This window comes from [Clostridium] symbiosum ATCC 14940, from assembly GCF_000466485.1.
Classification (GTDB): domain Bacteria; phylum Bacillota; class Clostridia; order Lachnospirales; family Lachnospiraceae; genus Otoolea; species Otoolea symbiosa.
Genome location: NZ_KE992999.1, coordinates 1 through 19,180, shown reverse-complemented (window position 1 = coordinate 19,180; position 19,180 = coordinate 1). Strand labels below are relative to the sequence as shown.

Sequence of the window (19,180 nt, the reverse complement as noted above, 5' to 3'; positions counted from 1 at the left end):
GTGACATACTACTCTTTTCAATTTGTTCTATGTGTCTGACAGATTTCTTCTGGTTTTGAGAACAATTGCAGTAACGTCAGAAGTTCTGACTCTGGCAGATCCCACCACCTTGTTGCGGAAATCCTTTGGCACAATTCTTCTTTGAATCTATATCTTAATACCCTTGCAGGGTTACCGACAACAACTGCGTATGGCGGAACGTCTTTTGTAACAATACTTCCAGCTCCAATAATAACTCCGTCACCAATTGTTTTGACATTGGGGAGTATAATTGCGTTAGCGCCAATCCACACATCATTCCCAATTGTAAGCATTGTATATTCGCGCATATCTTTCTCCACCCAGCCACATACCGGGTTAAAGGAATACGGGGAGGTTGTTATCATATCTATTGCATGATTCACTGGGAATCTGCGAACTCCCGGCCCAAAACTGCAATATTTGCCAACCTCAATTGGTCCGACAATTAATGGAGACTCCCATCCATATGACATATTCTCCGCCCGTTTATTTTCAGCTTCATACAGTAGCTTTCTCAGTGATTTTGAACGCCATGCATCAGCAACAATTCCGTAAGGTTATTAATTTAATTTTAGCAATTGACAAATATATTAATATAACAGCAAATTGTGGCTCTACTAATATAGGGCCTCCCCAAATAATTGATACGATGATAAGAAACATTAGTACATATCTCATTTGGGATTTATATTTATGTAGTTGATAAAATAACAGACACATATACCACGTACAAAACAAGGCACAAAAAGGTCCCCATAACAGGACCGAAGCCAGTAATGTTGAGTGTGGATATGTCGGAAATCCATATTGAAGCATCCAATATTGCAAGTCATAATAGTCATTACTCAATCCCATCATATTCTCTTCAAGTGTTTTCATACCTGCTTCTATGGATGCCTGTCTTCCTAGGATGGAGATATCGCTATTAACTGAACCAATAAAGATTTGTGTCACCGACTCAGAAAGTCTTTTAATCGGCTCAATAAATCCTATTTGAATACCAAAACTATCAAGAGCAACAATTATTAACACTACAAACACACTAATATAAAGCATCAATACAAGAAAATTTATTTTATATTTATCTGACTTCCCAACTTGTAACTCTAAGTGGTTTTTCATTATTTTTTTTAAATTGTTAGAGACAAAAGGTAATAAACACATTATCATTATAAAAATATTTGTCCGCTGACCAGACAGTAATAATCCCACAAAAGCAGTAATAAATAAAAATGTAAAACGTCTGTCAAACGTTCTTGTATATACTAACAATATAATATAACTAGCCAAAAAAAATCCTGTTCCTCCAACACCTAAGCCCAATGCCCCAAGTCTGCCCTCTGTTGTAAAGCCTAATACTGCGCGAAACAATTGTGATGCAACAGCAAATATCACATAATAATCTAAGAATTTTTCAATTTTAGCAACCTGATTTTTGCATAACACACATACAGTAATACACAAAGCAAGACTTTGTGTCAAAATAAAAAACATCTCAAAATAATTTGAATCAAAAATACTGGAATATCCACATATCCATCGTATTAATTCTCGGCATAGCAAATATACAATCACATAACCAAAATGAATCCCCTTATACTTCCGACGTTTTAAAAACGCAAATAATAATATAGGAATAGTCAGTAGTGAAAAACTATAAGTTAAGTAGTTATACCAATTTGTATCAGGTGTAACTGTTGTATATATTGCGGTAGCTTTTGTTATTGATACTACAGACAGAAGTGACAATAAACAATAACCTTTCATGAGTACATTAATTGAAAACGTATTTTGAGATTTCATTATTGTTCTATTCAGTTCTCCCATTGTATACTGATTTCCTTTCCGCAAATTTAGATATTTGTTCAAGATAAGCTGTGCCATATTCCTTATCTGGTTCTAAAAATGCTCCTTCCGCCCATTCATTCCATGCATTAATAACAATTACAGGAGAATGAATCTCCTGGGCTTTTTTCATCAGCTTACACATATACTCTCCAAATTTTTCCGGTGTAGCTCCCGTTATAACAGTAGCATTGTAACTCTTACGCGGAGAATTATCCCAAGCCACAAATGCACCTAAAAATGCGCCTTCCATATCACGTCTGGAAAGAATTTGCTTCCATATTACGTCGTATGATACACGCATTCTAACTATTCCCTTACCCTTTGGCAAAAGGAAATATGTGTTTATCACCTCAATAACTCTTGTCTTTATAATTCTGGTTATTTTTTTGATGATTTTTTCTTGAGCAAACGTATAATTGGGTTCTCTTGTAACAATTGCGGAAAATTTCCCCTTATTTTTATTGTCGCGGGAACCTTGTGCTTTAATAAAATAGATTTCTGGAAATCCATCAGCTTTTGCCAATTCATTCCAATATGAAATGAATTCGTCTACCCGGGAAAAATTCCAAGCATTATAAATTGCATATATTGGTTTTTCATCAATACACATATATCGACTATCATGAAAAAATTTTCTACAATACTCATACTGTTTTTTCCACTCTTTTTTTCCTCCATACTCTTGCGCCCATACCACAGTATTATCTTGTCCAAACCACGCCTTTTTCCAACTTTCATTTGCCCAAAACAAGAAGAATGGGATATCTAAATCCCTATTATCTCGTATCATCTCCGTTGGAACATCCAATAATTTTTTTCCACAAGAATAGTATTGATAAATAGCAAATCCATCAATCCCATATTTTTTCGCCAAATCAATCTGTTTTTTTATATTGTACTTTAATGAAAGGTCGTAATACCAATCATTCAAAGGGACTCTAGGTTGGCAATGTCCACGGAAAAGCGGCTTTGCAGCTTTGCATGCAGTCCATTCTGTATAGCCTTTTCCCCACCATTCATCATTGTAAGATGTTTCATAATATTGAGGCAAATATAAAGCAACTATTTTAGTACCACTGATTTCCAAATTAAACACTCCTATAATATCCGCTACCGTTTATAGACTTTTTTACGAATAGTCTGCCCTAAAATACCAAATAGCGTCACTTTTTCCGCCAATATTCCAGCATATCATGTACTGTCTGTTGCATAGAAATTTCCTGCACCCATCCAGTATCCCGCTTAATCTTAGTTATGTCTCCGACGATTACCCGTTCATCAGTTGGCCGCAGTAATTGCTGATCAACGCAACGTTCTAATTGATGCCCAATCTCCCTTTCAATCATTGTCACAATATCATCCATGCGATAAATATATTCTGACGATATATTATATACATCCCCTGCATGCCCTTTTTCAGACAATAGTAAAAGTGCCTGAATAAGATCTCTCTGATCCATAATCGCTCTCTTTGTATTGAGATTTCCGACACGAAGCTGATAGTTACCCGTGCGTTCAGCCTCTATCGCCCGCCGAGTAAAATCACTTGTAACATCATTCACTTTTCTTGTACCTGTCGAATTAAAAATACGGGCACGGATGCATCGAATATGATCATTCATAAAATATTGAAATGCAAGTAAATCCTGTCCGACTTTACTGACTCCATATGGATGCAGCGGCTTCAGTTCTGCTGATTCCTTAACAAATACCTCTTCTCCCTGTAATTTATTCAATGTCTCTCCATACTCCGCACTGGAACAGGCAACCACCACCATTGGATCATAAGTAGAATCATATTCCGTTCTGACTTTCTTGACTGCTTCAAACACACTGATTGTTCCATTTACATTGGTGTCAATTGTAGCATAGGGTTGTGACCAGGAAACAACCGGATAACTCTGCGCAGCCAGGTGAAAAATCTTTTCTGGCCTGTATTGTAAAATTATTTTTTCAATATTTGCAGGATATCGGATATCGCACTCGAGCATTTTAATATCACTATGTATTTCTGTTATATCGGTAGTTGGTTTATAATATGTCCCTATGACCGCTTCGCCCTTCTCATATAACACTTCAACCATATGAGAACCTACCATACCGCCTGCACCTGTAACAAGTATCATCCAATTATCCTTCTTTCACTATTAATTTATCATCTTCAAATATCGCTTTAGCTGTATTGCAAAAATTTTTATAATAGTAATTTGATATAAAAGCCTGCCTTGCCTCTTTACTCGCTGTATCAATATTTTTTTCAAGATATCGAAACGCAGAATAAAGTTCGCTGTTATTCGTTGGATATCCTATTAGGCATCCTGATTTTTTGTTCTCTATCACATATTTTGATATACCATTTTCATTGGCAATTACAGGTGTCCCCATCATTAAAGAACTGGGTAGCACTCCGCTTTGCGTGCTTCTCGTATAAGCATTCCATACACAAATACTCTGCAGATAGTAACCGTTGATTTCCTCAGTTGTCATATACCTGCCATCATGTATATATAAAATTTCTTTTTTTAATGCTTTTTTAATACAAGGGCGTTTGCGAATATGGCTCACATCATCTTTTGTCGCTATCAAAAATTTGACTTTCAAATTATTTTCAATGGCAAATTCAATAAAAGATATAAAATCTTCAGTGCCATGCGCCGGTATAAAACCACCTATAAAGGAAAAGTATTCTCGTTTTATGTTATTTGTCTCATTATATTTGTCTTTCATGATAAGGGGAAAAAACTGATAGGGCGCACGGTATACTATATGTGCACGCTTATAATAATTCACTCCGGCCTGAGACGGCAGCAATACGCAGTAACTGTTACGGCAAATTACAGCATTAACTATCGCAGCAACACAAATACGCAGTGCCTTTTTCCCCTCCTTTACTAATCCGGTCAGCCCCATCCATGGATCATGTAATACATAATAAAACCTGATATTTTTCTTTCTGCATCGCTTTGCTAAGGATATATTTTCACTGCCAATGTTATATGAAATGATTATGTCAAATCCCAAATTAACTACTTCTTCTATTTCTTTCCCAATAATAATACGCTCAGATCCTTTATAATGAATCTGATATTTTTGTGCCAGCACTAAATAAGTTTCGTGCCCCATTTTTTCAAACATAGAACAAAATGCTTCCATATGTTGAAGCTGGTTTGGCGAGTATCTTATTGATGCAAGTGCAATCCGCATTTCCTGCACTCCTCCTTCATCTAATCAAGCTGTCTTTTAATCTCCAAAATGCCTTCAAACTGCGTTTGAAATCCGAAACATCATGGAGTCCCGCCCAAATTCTGTGCCCAATATACCAAGGTCTCATATAATATTTCTTTCTAGCATGAGCACAAAAATCAACCAGCTCTTTCGCACTTAATTCTGGAGTATTTAATATACAATTTAGTGTGCCGTCTTCCTGCAAATATTCATCATATTTCCCGTTGATATATCCATTTTCTTTTGCCCATTGATAGGCCTCTGTTCCAGGGTACGGTATCAGTGGAAAAAACTGTACCGTATCCGTCCTAAATCTCATGGCAGCGTCTAAAGTATGTTCCATGGTCTCCTGTGTTTCACCCTGATTTCCAACCATATAACAAGCATGAATCATCAAACCTGCCTTTTTTGCATTTTCTACATACGCATCAATTAGCTTTAAATTGCTGCCTTTTTTTATATTCTTTAAGATCTGCTCATTATAGCTTTCGAATCCTGGAATGATAAGGTGGCATCCAGCCTTCTTCATCGCCTGCATTGTTTTGAGATCGATGTTTACCCGCGCATTGCATAACCACTTAAGGCGCTTTGTAAGTTTTTTCTCCTCAAGCAATTCACATATTTTAATTACACGCTCTTTATTGGCAGTAAAAGTATCATCTTCAATTACTACCTCATGAACCTCCGGGAAATTCTTTGCAATATATTCAAATTCTTCCACAACATTTTCCGGACTTCGGAGGCGATACTTATGGCCGTGCAGCGTTTGCGGATATACGCAATAATTACAGTGCGCCGGGCAGCCGCGCCCTGTAAAGATTTGAATTGCCGGAAATGATGCGGCAGGAAATACATAATCTCTGATATCCAAATATTTTTTGATAAAGGGAGCCGCCATAGGAATATCGTCTAATTGTTCTATGTAATCTGCATCTGGCGTTTCTTTAATTTCTCCGATGCCATCCCGATATGTCAACCCACGAACACGGTCAATTGCCACATTGTTTTCCAACGCTTGCGCTGTCTTTAATACAATATAGTCATATTCACGACGCGCCACAAAATCTACAGCATCATTAATATTAAGTGTTTCTATTGGTACTGCCGATGGATGTGTGCCAACAAGCATAATCTTGCTTCCTGGATATTTCTTTTTAAGTTGTTCAGCAAATGCGACATCATTGTAAATCGAAGGTGTACTCGTATCTAAGACAAAGAGTGCCGCATCTGCTGCTTCCTTGTCCACTCTTTGCAATGTTTGCTGAACATCTAACTGCTTGGCTGGGGCATCGATAAAAGCAATTTCAAATCCATTATTCTCAACTACAGCTGCTGCATAAATAAGCCACAACGGATAATACAACACTCCGCTATGCCCTATACATGGACTGCGTGATTCCCTCGAAAATTTTCCAAACTCCGCTTTAAATGGGGGATTTATAAAACAAACCTTCATACCTTTGCCACCTCATTATTTAAAGTTATATATTTTTTTAAACCATTGAACATATACCAGATCATATAATACATGCGTGAAACTACGTCCAGGCCTATGTATCTATATGTATTCCAATTCATTTTTGCAGCAATTAATTTATTTCCTGATTTTGATTTCCTCATAAAGCGGTAAATGAGCAAAGGCTCATCAATTCCATATGCTTTTCTCCCGGTCTTGAGTATCCTAAGCCATATAGCAAAATCCTCATGCATGTTGTCCCCCGACGCATAGTATTGCATATACAATTCTTTTCGTACCAGCGCAGAAGAATTTGAAATTAGGTTCTGTTTCAGCAACTTCCTGTAACCGATTTCCGGTGGTACATGCAAATACCATTCTATTGAATTTCCAGACGAATCCATAAAAGCAGAGCCCGTATAAACCAGATCTGCATTTTTTTCTTTTTGAAGCCTGATCTGCTTTTCCAATTTATCCGCCGCCCAGGCATCATCACTGTCAAGAATAGCAATCCATTCCCCTCTTGCCTTCTCAAGTCCATATCTGCGTGAATAAGAAACACCACGATTATAGGAATTATTAATCAAAAATATCCGCTTATCAAATTCTTCAAACTTTTTTATAATAGAAAGAGTTTTGTCGGTGGAACAGTCATTTATTATAATAAGTTCAAATTGTGTATACGTTTGTGCCATTACAGACATAACCGCCTTTTCAATCGTATTTTCTGCATTATAAGCAGCCATAATTATACTTATTAATCCAAAATTTTGCTCCATACCATACACCCCCATCACATAGCATTTGACTAGCTAATACCTCTTAGATACCTCTCGCCTGAACAGTATTTTCACTGTCCGTCGCAGCTGCCATTTCCAACCTTGCCGCCGTAGCTTGTCCTTCCGCCACGCCTTCCGTACTCTCCGGTTTGAACAATATTTTCACAGTTGCCAATACTATCTTCATATCCTCTATCAGACTCGGATGGGCGATATACATCAAATCCATCTGCAGCTTATCATAGGGGATAGTGTTATATTTTCCATACACCTGTGCGTACCCGGTCAGGCCCGCCTTTGCCTGCAGTCTCAGTTCAAATTCCGGGAGAAGCTCACAATACTGCGCCGCTATCTCCGGACGTTCCGGGCGCGGGCCGACAATGCTTAAGGAGCCTTCCAGAATATTAAATAACTGCGGCAGTTCATCAATCCGGTACTTACGGATAACACGTCCCACGAACGTAATGCGGTCATCCTTTTCACCGGTGGAGAGCCGGGCCACTCCGTCTTTTTCCGCATCAGGCTGCATGCTCCTGAATTTCACTATCTCAAAAGGCCGGGCGTTTTTTGTCAGCCTCACCTGTTTATATAAAACCGGTCCGCCATCCTCCGCTTTAATGGCAATCGCCGTTGCAAGCATGACAGGACTTGCAATCACTAGTGCCGCCAGTGAAAGGAAGATGTCCATCGCTCGTTTTAAGAACAGATATTCCGGCTGCGCCATATAGCGTTTCACCTGTAGAAGGGGCAGATGAAACATATGCATGGGATTTGCGCCGCTCATGATCACATCTCCAATACAGGGAACCACATAAACCGTGATACCCCTGGCAATGCAATATTTTAAAATCACATTCCGTTCATGGCTATGTACACCGCTTAGAAACACCGTTTCTATATCTGCCAGCATTTCAATGTGGACAATGCATTCCGCTGCGCTGACCGTTTTCTTCACATCATATTTTTTATTCATACCGTATTCATCAATCAGTTTCGTCATCTGACTGTGCCGACCGTAGATGACCGCCGTAGTGCAGGGCGGAAAGGTCCGGAAATACCAGTGATTGGCCAGATATGCCCACACCGCCGCCAACAATATTTGCCCGCAGAAGGCCATCAGTCCCGGCAAGATATTGGGCAGATGCTTGCTGAGCAGCCAGATTATTATGTATAAAATGCCGTCGCACACTGCAAACGCCAGACTCTGGCTGTATATGATCTCTGAGATTCGCTGCATCGACATCAGAAATCCGTCATAGACACGCCCTATAATAATATACAGGGCAAAATAGATAAAAATAATCAGCAGATCTCCTTTTGCATGATAAAGAGACGCAGTTCGTTCTGAATAGTACCAGTACCAGCAAATCGCAAACGGTATTGTGATCATTACTGCATCCAGTATTTTCACAATTCTCAGTGCAAGATCATGCCTAAACCTTTTCACAGCACTCTCCCCCTTGATTTTTTTAAGCCAAATATTTTCCTTTTCAAAGTCTAGCAAAGCTTTCTCCCGACCAGATATTGTTCCGCCCACCCTAAAACACCCAATCCATTCAACTAATGTAACCCGTCGTATAAATCAAATGTTCTCAACGCTCACTTTTCTTCATCTCTCTCAACATTTTCAACCTAATCCCCCATTCTCCCCCCGGGTTATTCTCCAGGGGGACAAGGGACACTCTCCAAATACAGCTGATTAGCTCAAACTAAATCTTACTTCTTATAAACAATCGTAAATGGAGTTGTTCCGCTCAGGTTCACGGAAACTTCTTTCGTTGAATAATTGATGCTGCTTGGCGCCATCAGCTCCCATGCCTTTGTTGTCTGATTATAATACAGAATCTGAACATCGTTCAGTCCTTCAATCAGGTTCGGCACGTAGAGGTTCAAGCTTACGCCGTCTCCGGCCAGAGCCGTCTGAACCGGTGCTAACGGAACGTAACCAACCATGTTGGTTGTTCCGATTGTACGGTACAGAGCCTCGGTTCCTGCGTTGATTGTATTAATCTTATCAATCAAATCCCAGGATAATCCTGCCTCACGAAGAGCATTGTTGTCTGTGGCAAATGACACAGAACCACTTGCGGCAGCGCCTCCACTGTTGGCAACCGGTGCTGCACTCTGCTCCAGCTTTCCAGTCTTCAGAGACTCGCTACGGCTGCTGCTGTTGTCATGAGACGGTCTGGAACTAACACTTCCGGCTGCATAAGCAGTCAGAGGCTGTGCCATCAGTGCTGCTGCAATCAGCAGGCCTACATATCTCTTTTTCATGTCCTTCACTACTCCTTTCTAAATAATATTTATCAATAAATAGCGGTCTTTCGGCTGCTAATTATTGTCGCCTTAGTCTGCCAAAAGTACTGCTTTCCCGATATAAAGCAGCTACTTTACTTCCTTGTAAAACAGCTCAACCACCATTCTCTTCAGAGTTTCTTTATCGGGATGATATTCGTCAAAACGTTCTGTCTCAACGGCCTCACCGGGCACAGTCAGGAAATCTCCCTGCCCTATTTGCTGCTGGCTGCTCAAAACTGCCAGCCCCATATCCATATATTGGTCTTTGGCCATGTTGGTGACCATATGTTCCTCGATATCCTTAACAAGACGGGTAATCAATGTTTTATCTGTTCTGGCTTCCTCTTTTACCTGTTTCAAGTATGCTTCCATATAATGTTTCTGGCGATCCATACGGCCGATGGCTGTCTGAGCTTTAGTAATATCCCGGTAACGGACAAATATCTCCGCCTGCTTTCCATTGAGACGGACCGTACTGCCTTTTGTCAGAACCGGATCTCTGCTGTCCAGCCCCTCGTCCTGTATCGTAACCGTCACGCCCCCCACTTCATCATTCAGAAGTGCAATGGAGCTGATGTTTGTAGCCAGATAACCATCTATCTTCAGGTCAAACAGCAGATTGGAAACCGCCTCCTGCAAAAGCTCACAGCTTTTTTCTTTTCCATCACCGTAAGCAAAAGCCAACGTCAGGTGCTGTGTATCCTTTCCCAGTTCGTTCCCCATCAAGTCAAACAGCGTAATCTCCGTCATCGTATCCCTGGGTATCATCAGAATCCGGACCGTATCCCTGGCCATATCCTGGGCTACAAGAAACAGTCCGTCCGCCTGCCCGGCCACGCCGGATGCCTGGTAGGATTCCAGTTCCCCCTGGGTATCCACGCCAATGCAGAGAATTGCACGGATCGCCGTATTCCTGCGGTACAATTTCCCGTCCAGTTCTATAAACCCATCCTGCGTTTTGCCCGACGCCAAATTAAGTTCCTGCCCTTCAGAAAGATTTGCCTCCGCCTGCTTCTTATCGGTGTAGAGGCCGTAGCTAAATCTTACAAACCAGATTATGGCAAATAGGAGGCATAAAGCAACAACAGCCAAAAACAGTTTGTTATGTACCAGCTTATCTTGATTTCTGTTTTGATTTCTCTTGTTAACCATGGCTGCTCCCCTACACTATTTCTTGACTTCACAACTGATATATCAAACTAATATCACTATCGACATTACAAAACCTTCGCTTCTTTCCCCTGCTTCGCATTCTCATGGCCGTAACCATAATATTTGCCGTATTTGCCATAGTAATAATAACTGCCCTGCTTGATATCCACTTTATTAAGCACGGTTCCAAGTATCCGGCACCCGCTTTTCTCCAGCTGGTTTTTTACTTTCTGAAGCAGCCGGTAGCTGATTGCTCCGCTCTCGATAACTAGTATGGCCCCGTCACAGTGGCGCGAAATCACGGCTCCGTCGATCACACTCCCCATTGGAGGTGAATCAATCAATATGTAGTCATAACACTCCCTGGCCCAGGCAATCAGTTTAGTGAATAGTTCTCCCTCAAAAAGCTCTGCCGGATTTGGAGAAAACGGACCTGAAAATATAATATTGAGATTTGGAATATTCGTCCGGTAAACAACCTCTTCTTTTTTACACTGGCCGCTCAGATACTGAGACAGCCCATCCACCTGATGCTCCAGATGATACCGGGAAACTAATACCGACTTTCTGATATCCGAGTCAATCAACAGCACCTTCTTTCCCAGCTGGGCCATGGAAGCCGCCAACTGGAATGTTGTCTCACTTTTCCCCTCATTAGGAACAGAGCTGGTAAACATAACGGCATGGATATTGCTTCCTGAAAACTGGATGTTGGTTCTGAGTGTCTTCATGGCTTCCTCATATTGATAGTCATTGACTTCAAATCCCTTTAATACCAGTTCACCCATGCCTCTCTCATCAGGGCTAATCAAATCTTCAATTACGATTTCATCATGCATCAGTTCTCTCCCCTTCCTTTTCTGTCAGCGCCGCTCTTTTGTCTGGTACCGGCCCCTTTCTCCGGCGCCTTAGCGCCCCTGCCGGTGCTGCGGGATTTTTTCAGTTTTCCCTGGCCCTTTTTTCTGTCTTCATTTCCGTCTTTCTTAGGAATTACTGCAAGCACCGGAAGATCCAGATATTTGCTTACATCCTCCTCGGATTTAACCGTATCATTCAGAATCACTCTGACAACAATAATACCGCAAACAAGCAGCAGACCAAGAATTCCGCCGATTATTGTATTCTTCAGAACATTGGGGCTTGCCTTTTCAGACGCGACCTCTCCGTCCTCAATCAGTTTCGGCGGTACCATTTCCATAATCTCACCAATGTAATCGGAGGCGGTATTGGCAACCTCGTCAACAATGGATTTGGCCAGATACGGATTCGGGTCCTTTATCGTCAGGGTAAGAATTCGCGTGTTATTCGGATTATCAATCGTCAGCTTTTTCTCAAGTTTCCTGTAAGTCATATCCAGCTTCATATGGTCAACGACTCCCTGAAGGACGGGTCTGCTGCCGACAAGAATCTTATAATCCTGTGTCAGCTGGCTTCCAATCTGCAAATCTGCCAGGGAAGTCAGGGTTGTCTCTTTGGAAAGCACATAAAGCTTTGCCTCCGACTTATACTGGGGTGTAATCAGGAATTTGCTGTAAGCCCCGGTAATTGCCGCGCCGATCAGCAGTCCGGCAATAATAAACCATATTTTCTTCTTCATCTCAAAGAGAAGCTCTCTGAGGTCAATCTCGATTTCATCATCATCCTGGTAAACTTTTTCCATACTCTTATAATCCTCTTTATCCTTATTGTCTTTTTGTGTTTTTATCTGTCAGAAACATGTAAGATTCTGCTGTCTGTCTATGTTCTTTCCAGCTTTAAATTAATTATTTTCTATAAGCTATCTCCTGCCAGAATTGCGGAAGGATTTTCCATCGTCAATTTCTCCGCCAGCTCCTCCCCTCCTCTTTTTTTCAGCCATTCCAGGGACTTTGCCAGTTCCGGCGGCCGGTAATCAAGGCGGTGCATATCCGTACCCAGCAAATGAATTCTGCCCTCCAGAACCTGTTTTCTGCACCAGTTCCGCTCGGATAAACCTTTCAGTCTGCTCAGACACCTGTAATTCATCTGCATATATGCTCCCGCATGAATAAGTTCATCTATGGCTTCGCTCTTCCTCAAACATTGATAGCGCTCGATATGAGCCAGAACTGGAAAGTATCCGGACAGAATCAGAGAACGTACTGCCAAAAATATTTCATTGTAGGGCACTCCCGTCATAAACTCAACCAGAACATATCTTGTCTCTCCCAGAGTTAATATTTCGCCTGAAGCCAGTTTTTCCGTAACTCCGTCGAAATACAGGATCTCCTGCCCCTGATAAAGCTTCATTTCCGGTAAAGCCTCAGCGGCTTTCTCCCGAAGAAGCTGCATCTTCTCTCTCAGCCTGTCTGCGTCCGCCCGGTTATGTCCGCGCACATAATGCGGTGTTGCGATTACTCCGCTGACTCCTTGCTCATATGCCAGTTTCAATAATTCTATCGTTTCTCCGATATACCTGCATCCATCGTCTACCCCAGGCAGTATATGGGCATGAACATCGATAATTCCTTTATCCAGTAACATTTAGCAATCTCCAACTGTGGTGTCTAAGCTTGAATACAACATAATAGTGATTATGTTGTATTTTTGCTTAATTAGAGTTGGTATATGCCGATTGACTTTTAATAATTTGAAACTTATATGTGTATTTTTATGAAAACCCAATATAGAATAAAGATTATTAATTTTTTTATATATAGATGAAAAAATTTACCATATAGAATGGCAGTTCTTCACTAGAATATCAGAAATGTAATTTTACAATTGTTTTCTGTGATTCTTCTAAAGATTATCGGCATCGCCAGGATTTAGAAATAGACAAAATTATACAAAACAGGATAAGTTTATATAAGAAAACATTGAATTTTCCAATCTTTACTGCTATAATAGTCGAAGGTCAAAATTATAAATTTTTTATTAATTTTTGTTAATATTATATTTAACCGTACAGATCAATTTAATGTCGGATTTATACAACATAATCACTATTATGTTGTACCATCATAATAACAAGTTCATCTTTTCAATCTGTTTCCTATGTTCAACTCCCGAAGAGACAATATAAATCCTCGTCGTATTAATATTACTGTGTCCCAGTAAATCCGCCAGTTTGGCAATATCCTTTTCCATCTGATAAAAGGAATAGGCAAACAGGTGTCTGAGGTTATGGGGAAATACCTTTTTTTCATTTACGCCGGCCAGGCGGCAGATTTTTTTCATTTCTTTCCAGATGTTGCTCCGATCTAACGGATTCCCCTGTTTGGTTATAAAAATGGGTCCGCATTGTATGTGTTCTTTCCTTATATAATGCATTAATTTCACCAGAAGCTTTCGCGGCAAAAGGACCTGTCGGTTTTTCCCTTTGCAGTCCACCTGTGCCACACCGTTCTTAACAGCCTGTACTGTGATGCTTGGCAGTTCACTGATACGGATCCCCGTACTTCCGATAGTCTGGATAATCAAACCAATCTTTTCTTTCCCTTCCCGTTTGGCTGTCCGAATCAATTCGAAATACTCCTGTTTTGTCAGTTCCTTTTCTTCCGGACAGTATACCTGCCGCTGTTTTTTCAGCTGCTTGACTCTGAATTCCTGCCACCCCGCAAACTGCATAAATCGGTTCAGGGAGGCAATAATCGAATTTACGCTGTTCACCGCGTAATGCTCAACCAGATATTCTTTAAAACCTATGACCAGCTCTTTTGTCACCTCTTCACCGTCAATATATTCGACGAATTTTCTGAGATCGCGACGGTATTTTTCTATCGTATTCTTGCTTTTTTCGTCCTGTTCCAAATATTCCCCAAATAATATTTCCATTTCAGCAGTTATCACATAAGTCGTCATAATTGTTCTCCTTTAGTATGATTTTTCATCTATATTATCATTAATTGGAGTATATTTTAATAGATAACGCAGTATTTATTATGGTAATTTTTTCCATATATTCTTTTTCCCTAAAACACAGCAGACCTCCTGTGAGGGGATCACAGAAGGCCTGCCATGCAATATTTTATTCAAATATAACCTGTAACCGTTTAAACCAGCTCCAGTCGCTCATCTGCTTCAATTAACGGCAGCAAAGCTTCTGAAACCTCGATATATTCGAGCCGGAGCGTACTCTCAATCCTGACAATCTTAAGCCGCTCTTTATTGGCTCCCCGCAGCACTTTCACGGCAATTTTCACCGCTTCATCCTCGTCTCTGGCTATCACCGGAATCTTGCAGTCATCTAAATCCTTGACGGCAATTCCATTGGCATAGATTGACTCATAATCCAGCTGGTCAAATACTTTCCTTGTCGTTATGTCGAATATCCCAAGTCCCACGCCGTTTCCGTGAGTCTCCTCCGAGAGATCGAGAAGTACCATCTTATCAATCTTTGGTACCGGCAGGATAAATTCTTTGAGCAGAAAGCTTTTGCCCAAAATATTCGGATCGTATCCGCAGCCGGAAATATCTTTTCCTATTTTTTCAACTATCAGGACATCTATTTCCGGTATCATCAGCGTCGGCATATTTCCCGCCGCTATCTTCACAAGCTGCTTCTCGCGCTCTATCATGGTTTCAGCCGGAACGGCCTCTATCCATGCCGTCTCATCATAAGCGTTTTCCAGTACCGCAACGCCGAATCCAATATTGGCCGACTGCATAATCATGGCAGCCGCTTCTTTCAGCACTTCCCCAAAATGGTCGAAACTCTCCTCATGAATCGAGGTGCATCCCACATGGTTTCCAAGACCGATCACCAGCATCTTGCACAGTCCGCTCTGGATATCCGCAACAAAATCAGTATGGATTTTGACCCGGTTGACCGGAACTACCAAATCTGCTTCGAATGCCGCTTTGTCAAAATATACCTTCGTGCCGCTTTTTAACTTTCCAATCTCCACCACATCCAGGCTTGTGACCACGGGAACACCCATAGCCTCTTCCGTGATGCCGTACCCGGTCAGGATTTCCTTTTGTCCCTCCTCGGTTCCTCCGCCATGGCTCCCCATGGCGGAAACGATAAACGGCTCGCCGCCGCATCGTTTTATCTCACCGATAATGCTATGTACAATGAAAGCCAGATTCCTGATTCCGCGGCTTCCCACGGCAACTGCCACACGCTGCCCTTTTCGTATTTTTCCGGAGATTTCTTCTTTTGCAAATTCCGAACGGATTCTCCCCTCCGGATCTTCCACTCTGGGTCTGTCAAATTTCTGTCTGACCCGGTGCATGGACGGCAGACTTATCTGATAATCCTCTTCCAGCATCAAAGGCATTTTCCTACCTCCTGTCTAACACATTTTCTAATATCCATTTATTTCATAAGTCCCAAAAGGCCAAGTGTCACCGGCTCACAGAATGTGGTCAGGCCAAGCGCTATCAGGAGTCCTCCGATGAAAAACAGCATCGGTTTTATCAGCCGCGTCATCGGTTCCCCCGAGATACCGGCAGCCACAAACAGATTGATACCGTATGGAGGTGTGACAAAGCCGATGGCAAGGTTCATCGTAAGCATAACACCGAAGGTAATCGGAGACATTCCTATCTGAGTTACCACCGGCAGCAGAATCGGCGAAAGAATTATCGTAGCCGGGATATTATCGATAAGACATCCGATAAACAACAGGAAAACGTTGATTAACAGAAGCAGGACAATCCTGTTATCCGTAACGCTCAGCATGGCGGCTGCAATTTTGTGCGGAATCCGTTCCATTGTCAGATAGGCGGCAAAGGCCATTGATAATCCTACCATAAATGTCGTCATGCCATTGACGCTGATACTTCTGTAAAATGAATCGTATACTCCCTTCAAATCGATTTCCCGGTAAATAAACACGCTGACAACAAAGCAGTATACAACGGCCACAACCGCTGACTCCGTCGGCGTAAAAATACCGGAATAGATTCCGCCCAGAATGATTACCGGTGTCAAAAGTGCCCAGAAAGCTCCCTTAAAAGACACCCAAACCTTCTTAAATGTCGGCCTTTCACCTTTGCTTACATTTTCTCCGCCGGTGCGGAATACGGACACAATAATCAAAACCACACCCATCAGTATGCCCGGTACAATACCAGCCATGAACAAATCACTGATGGACTCTCCCACAACAACGGCGTAGATAACAAAGGGAATACTGGGAGGAATAATAACGCCGATGGTTCCGGCCGAAGCGGCCAGGGCCGCGCTGAACGGCCGGCTGTAACCGCGCTTCTCCATTTCCGGAATCATGAAACCTCCGATTGCGGATGTTGTCGCCATCGCGGAACCGGAAATGGCGGCAAAAAACATACATGCTATCGTTGTAACAATACACAGCCCTCCCTGTATCCAGCCTAAGAGCGTATCGGCAAAATCTACAATCCTCTTTGCAATTCCGCCGCTGCTCATCAGATTTCCGGCCAGCATAAAAAACGGGATTGCCATCAGAGGAAAGGAGTCACAGCCGGTAATGGCGTTCTGCGTGATAAGCGCCACCGGAATATTGGAAAAACAACTAAGCGTAATAAATGTTGCAATACCAATTGCATATCCGACAGGCACCGACAATGCCATCATCAGTATAAAAGAACCAAATAATACAGCTATATTCAAGCTTCCCCGCCTCCTTCCACAGGCTCTGCGGCGCCGTTTCTATACTCTTTTACCGTCCGCCATAATTCTCCGATAATACGAAGAGACACTGCAAGCTGGCTGACAGGAAGACTAAGGTATACAAGATACATCGGCATTCTCATAGCCGCTGAAATAAGACCGCGCGTATAAATCGATGCCACCAGTTCAAAACCGTATTTTACAAGAAGGAGACAGAAGGCCAGCCAGATGACGTCGGCGGCTATGCGGAGCATAGTCTTTCTCCTGCTTTCTTCCGAACCGCCCAGAGCCTCGATCCTGACATGGGAATTATCTTTTTGGGCAACACTTGTTCCAAGCCAAATCTGCCAGATAAATATGTATCTTGCCAGTTCTTCCGACCAGGACAGTGAGGAACTGAACACATATCTCAGAATAACCTGGAAAAAGACGAGGATTACGGTAAAAATCAGACTGCAAACCAGAAGATGCGCCTCCAGCTGATTGTAGAAGTATATGAGTTTCTTCATAATGCGCTTCCTTTCACAAATAAAACGGAGACACTACTGCGCTCTGTATTTCTCAACCGCGTCTACGATGTCCTGGCCATATGTGGTTTCCCAGTTCTCATACATTGGAGCCACCTTATCCGCAAATGCCTTGCGCTCTTCTGCCGTAAGCTCGGTCAGCTCCATTCCTTCCTCCTGCAGCTTTTTAAGATATTCGTCGTTATTATCTAATTCCATGGAACGCTGTTCGTCGATGAGCTTTGTCTGTACTGCATCGTCCAGAATCTTTCTGGCCTGCTCATCCATGCCCTCATAGAAATTTCTGTTGATGACAATACCGCAGAAATCATAAATATGTTCCGTTGTACTGATATATTTCTGTACTTCCTGGAATTTTGCTTCGTAAATCAGGGATGCCGGGTTTTCCTCCCCGTCTACCGTTCCCTGCTGAAGCGCTGTAAATAGTTCGCTCCAGCTCATAGGAGTTGCATTTGCCCCAAGGGCTTCAAACATCTTTATGTATACCTGATTGCTCATGCAGCGCATTTTCAGTCCCTTCAGATCGTCGGGAGTCTTAATCGGGCGTTTGTTGTTGGTCATATTCCTGATACCGTTAAAGTTATATCCAAGATTTAAAAGCCCCACATTGCCGTCTTCCAGCTTTTTATTCAGGATTGTTCCAAGATCCCCGTCCATGGCGGCAAAGGCGTGTTCCGGGGTGTCAAAGAGGTAAGGCATTCCCAGCACCTGGAAACCGTCTACGTAAGCGCTCAGCAGGTTTGCCGACGGTACGACCATGGTCAATGTTCCCAGCGCTACGGATTCCAGCATGGCTTCATCCCCACCCAGCTCGCTGTTCGGATGGATTTCAACCGTAATCTTCCCGCCCGATTTCGATTCGACCTCCTCCTTAAATGCGAGGCAGCATTTATGCAGGGAATGGCTCTCCGAACAGATATGGCCGAGGCTGATCTGGTAAGATTCTCCCGTATATTCCGAACCTCCTGATGCCGGGTTCTGTGATGTATCGCTTTTCGGTTCGGACTGGGCGGCCGGTGTGCCTGAAGCGCTGCCTGAAGAACCACATGCCGTCAGACCTGTAACCATACTGACTGCCGTTAAAATCGCTGCTGCCGCTTTAACACTACGTTTCATATTTTATCCTCCTTCTGGAATTTCACTCTGTATTATTCGTATCCGTTTGTCAGTTAAGCTCAGCTCTTGACGGTAATCACTCCGTTTGTCGCATCCATATGTACGAAATCCCCGTCCTTAATTTCACTGAAAAATTCCGGATCCACCTTATGCACCATCGGAATCTCCATTGCTACCGCCGCCGTCACCAGCACCGTGT

18 protein-coding genes are annotated in these 19,180 nt (G+C 42.2%); all 18 read right to left on the bottom strand.

What is annotated here, in order from left to right; translation table 11 throughout:
* Positions 1–17 precede the first annotated feature (17 nt).
* Positions 18–494 (bottom strand): CatB-related O-acetyltransferase, encoded by a 477-nt coding sequence (locus CLOSYM_RS23680; protein WP_021643161.1) that lies wholly within the window; start codon positions 492–494, stop codon positions 18–20.
* A 64-nt stretch (positions 495–558) separates the two neighbouring features.
* Positions 559–1,848, bottom strand: a complete 1,290-nt coding sequence (locus CLOSYM_RS17630; RefSeq protein WP_044902772.1) for a hypothetical protein — start codon at positions 1,846–1,848, stop codon at positions 559–561.
* The gene (locus CLOSYM_RS17625) at positions 1,832–2,965 is read right to left on the bottom strand and encodes a glycosyltransferase WbsX family protein (RefSeq protein WP_021643159.1); all 1,134 of its coding nucleotides are present in this window, start codon (positions 2,963–2,965) and stop codon (positions 1,832–1,834) included. Before CLOSYM_RS17625 ends, CLOSYM_RS17630 begins: the two co-directional genes overlap by 17 nt.
* 67 nt (positions 2,966–3,032) lie before the next feature.
* The gene (locus tag CLOSYM_RS17620; protein WP_021643158.1) at positions 3,033–3,995 is read right to left on the bottom strand and encodes a GDP-mannose 4,6-dehydratase; all 963 of its coding nucleotides are present in this window, start codon (positions 3,993–3,995) and stop codon (positions 3,033–3,035) included.
* Between the two features lie 4 nt (positions 3,996–3,999).
* Positions 4,000–5,073 (bottom strand): glycosyltransferase family protein, encoded by a 1,074-nt coding sequence (locus CLOSYM_RS17615; protein ID WP_044902768.1) that lies wholly within the window; start codon positions 5,071–5,073, stop codon positions 4,000–4,002.
* Between the two features lie 16 nt (positions 5,074–5,089).
* Positions 5,090–6,550, bottom strand: a complete 1,461-nt coding sequence (locus CLOSYM_RS17610) for a B12-binding domain-containing radical SAM protein (protein ID WP_021643156.1) — start codon at positions 6,548–6,550, stop codon at positions 5,090–5,092.
* Positions 6,547–7,329, bottom strand: a complete 783-nt coding sequence (locus tag CLOSYM_RS17605; protein WP_044902766.1) for a glycosyltransferase family 2 protein — start codon at positions 7,327–7,329, stop codon at positions 6,547–6,549. The genes CLOSYM_RS17610 and CLOSYM_RS17605 overlap by 4 nt, the downstream gene beginning before the upstream one ends.
* A 43-nt stretch (positions 7,330–7,372) precedes the next feature.
* A complete protein-coding gene (locus CLOSYM_RS17600; protein ID WP_044902779.1) occupies positions 7,373–8,776 on the bottom strand; it encodes an exopolysaccharide biosynthesis polyprenyl glycosylphosphotransferase in 1,404 nt (467 codons plus the stop codon).
* A 269-nt stretch (positions 8,777–9,045) separates the two neighbouring features.
* Positions 9,046–9,603: a hypothetical protein gene (locus CLOSYM_RS17595; protein WP_021643153.1), complete on the bottom strand. Its 558-nt coding sequence runs from the start codon at positions 9,601–9,603 to the stop codon at positions 9,046–9,048.
* Positions 9,604–9,714: 111 nt separating this feature from the next.
* Positions 9,715–10,779, bottom strand: a complete 1,065-nt coding sequence (locus CLOSYM_RS17590; RefSeq protein ID WP_021643152.1) for an LCP family protein — start codon at positions 10,777–10,779, stop codon at positions 9,715–9,717.
* 65 nt (positions 10,780–10,844) lie between these two features.
* The gene (locus CLOSYM_RS17585; RefSeq protein ID WP_044902778.1) at positions 10,845–11,567 is read right to left on the bottom strand and encodes a CpsD/CapB family tyrosine-protein kinase; all 723 of its coding nucleotides are present in this window, start codon (positions 11,565–11,567) and stop codon (positions 10,845–10,847) included.
* Between the two features lie 50 nt (positions 11,568–11,617).
* Complete coding sequence (locus CLOSYM_RS17580) at positions 11,618–12,439, bottom strand: YveK family protein (RefSeq protein ID WP_021643150.1); 822 nt, start codon at positions 12,437–12,439, stop codon at positions 11,618–11,620.
* Positions 12,440–12,549: 110 nt separating this feature from the next.
* Positions 12,550–13,281, bottom strand: coding sequence for a CpsB/CapC family capsule biosynthesis tyrosine phosphatase (locus CLOSYM_RS17575; protein WP_021643149.1), 732 nt, complete (start codon positions 13,279–13,281; stop codon positions 12,550–12,552).
* 477 nt (positions 13,282–13,758) lie between these two features.
* Positions 13,759–14,601, bottom strand: a complete 843-nt coding sequence (locus tag CLOSYM_RS17570) for a tyrosine-type recombinase/integrase (RefSeq protein WP_003499734.1) — start codon at positions 14,599–14,601, stop codon at positions 13,759–13,761.
* A gap of 191 nt (positions 14,602–14,792) precedes the next feature.
* Complete coding sequence (locus CLOSYM_RS17565; protein WP_021643148.1) at positions 14,793–16,022, bottom strand: nickel pincer cofactor-dependent isomerase, group 22; 1,230 nt, start codon at positions 16,020–16,022, stop codon at positions 14,793–14,795.
* Between the two features lie 38 nt (positions 16,023–16,060).
* Positions 16,061–17,338: a TRAP transporter large permease gene (locus CLOSYM_RS17560; protein ID WP_003499732.1), complete on the bottom strand. Its 1,278-nt coding sequence runs from the start codon at positions 17,336–17,338 to the stop codon at positions 16,061–16,063.
* Positions 17,335–17,847 carry a TRAP transporter small permease gene (locus tag CLOSYM_RS17555; RefSeq protein ID WP_021643146.1) on the bottom strand — a complete coding sequence of 171 codons (513 nt, stop codon included), beginning with the start codon at positions 17,845–17,847 and terminating at the stop codon, positions 17,335–17,337. Before CLOSYM_RS17555 ends, CLOSYM_RS17560 begins: the two co-directional genes overlap by 4 nt.
* A 33-nt stretch (positions 17,848–17,880) precedes the next feature.
* Complete coding sequence (locus CLOSYM_RS17550; RefSeq protein WP_009296382.1) at positions 17,881–18,981, bottom strand: TRAP transporter substrate-binding protein; 1,101 nt, start codon at positions 18,979–18,981, stop codon at positions 17,881–17,883.
* Between the last annotated feature and the right edge of the window lie 199 nt (positions 18,982–19,180).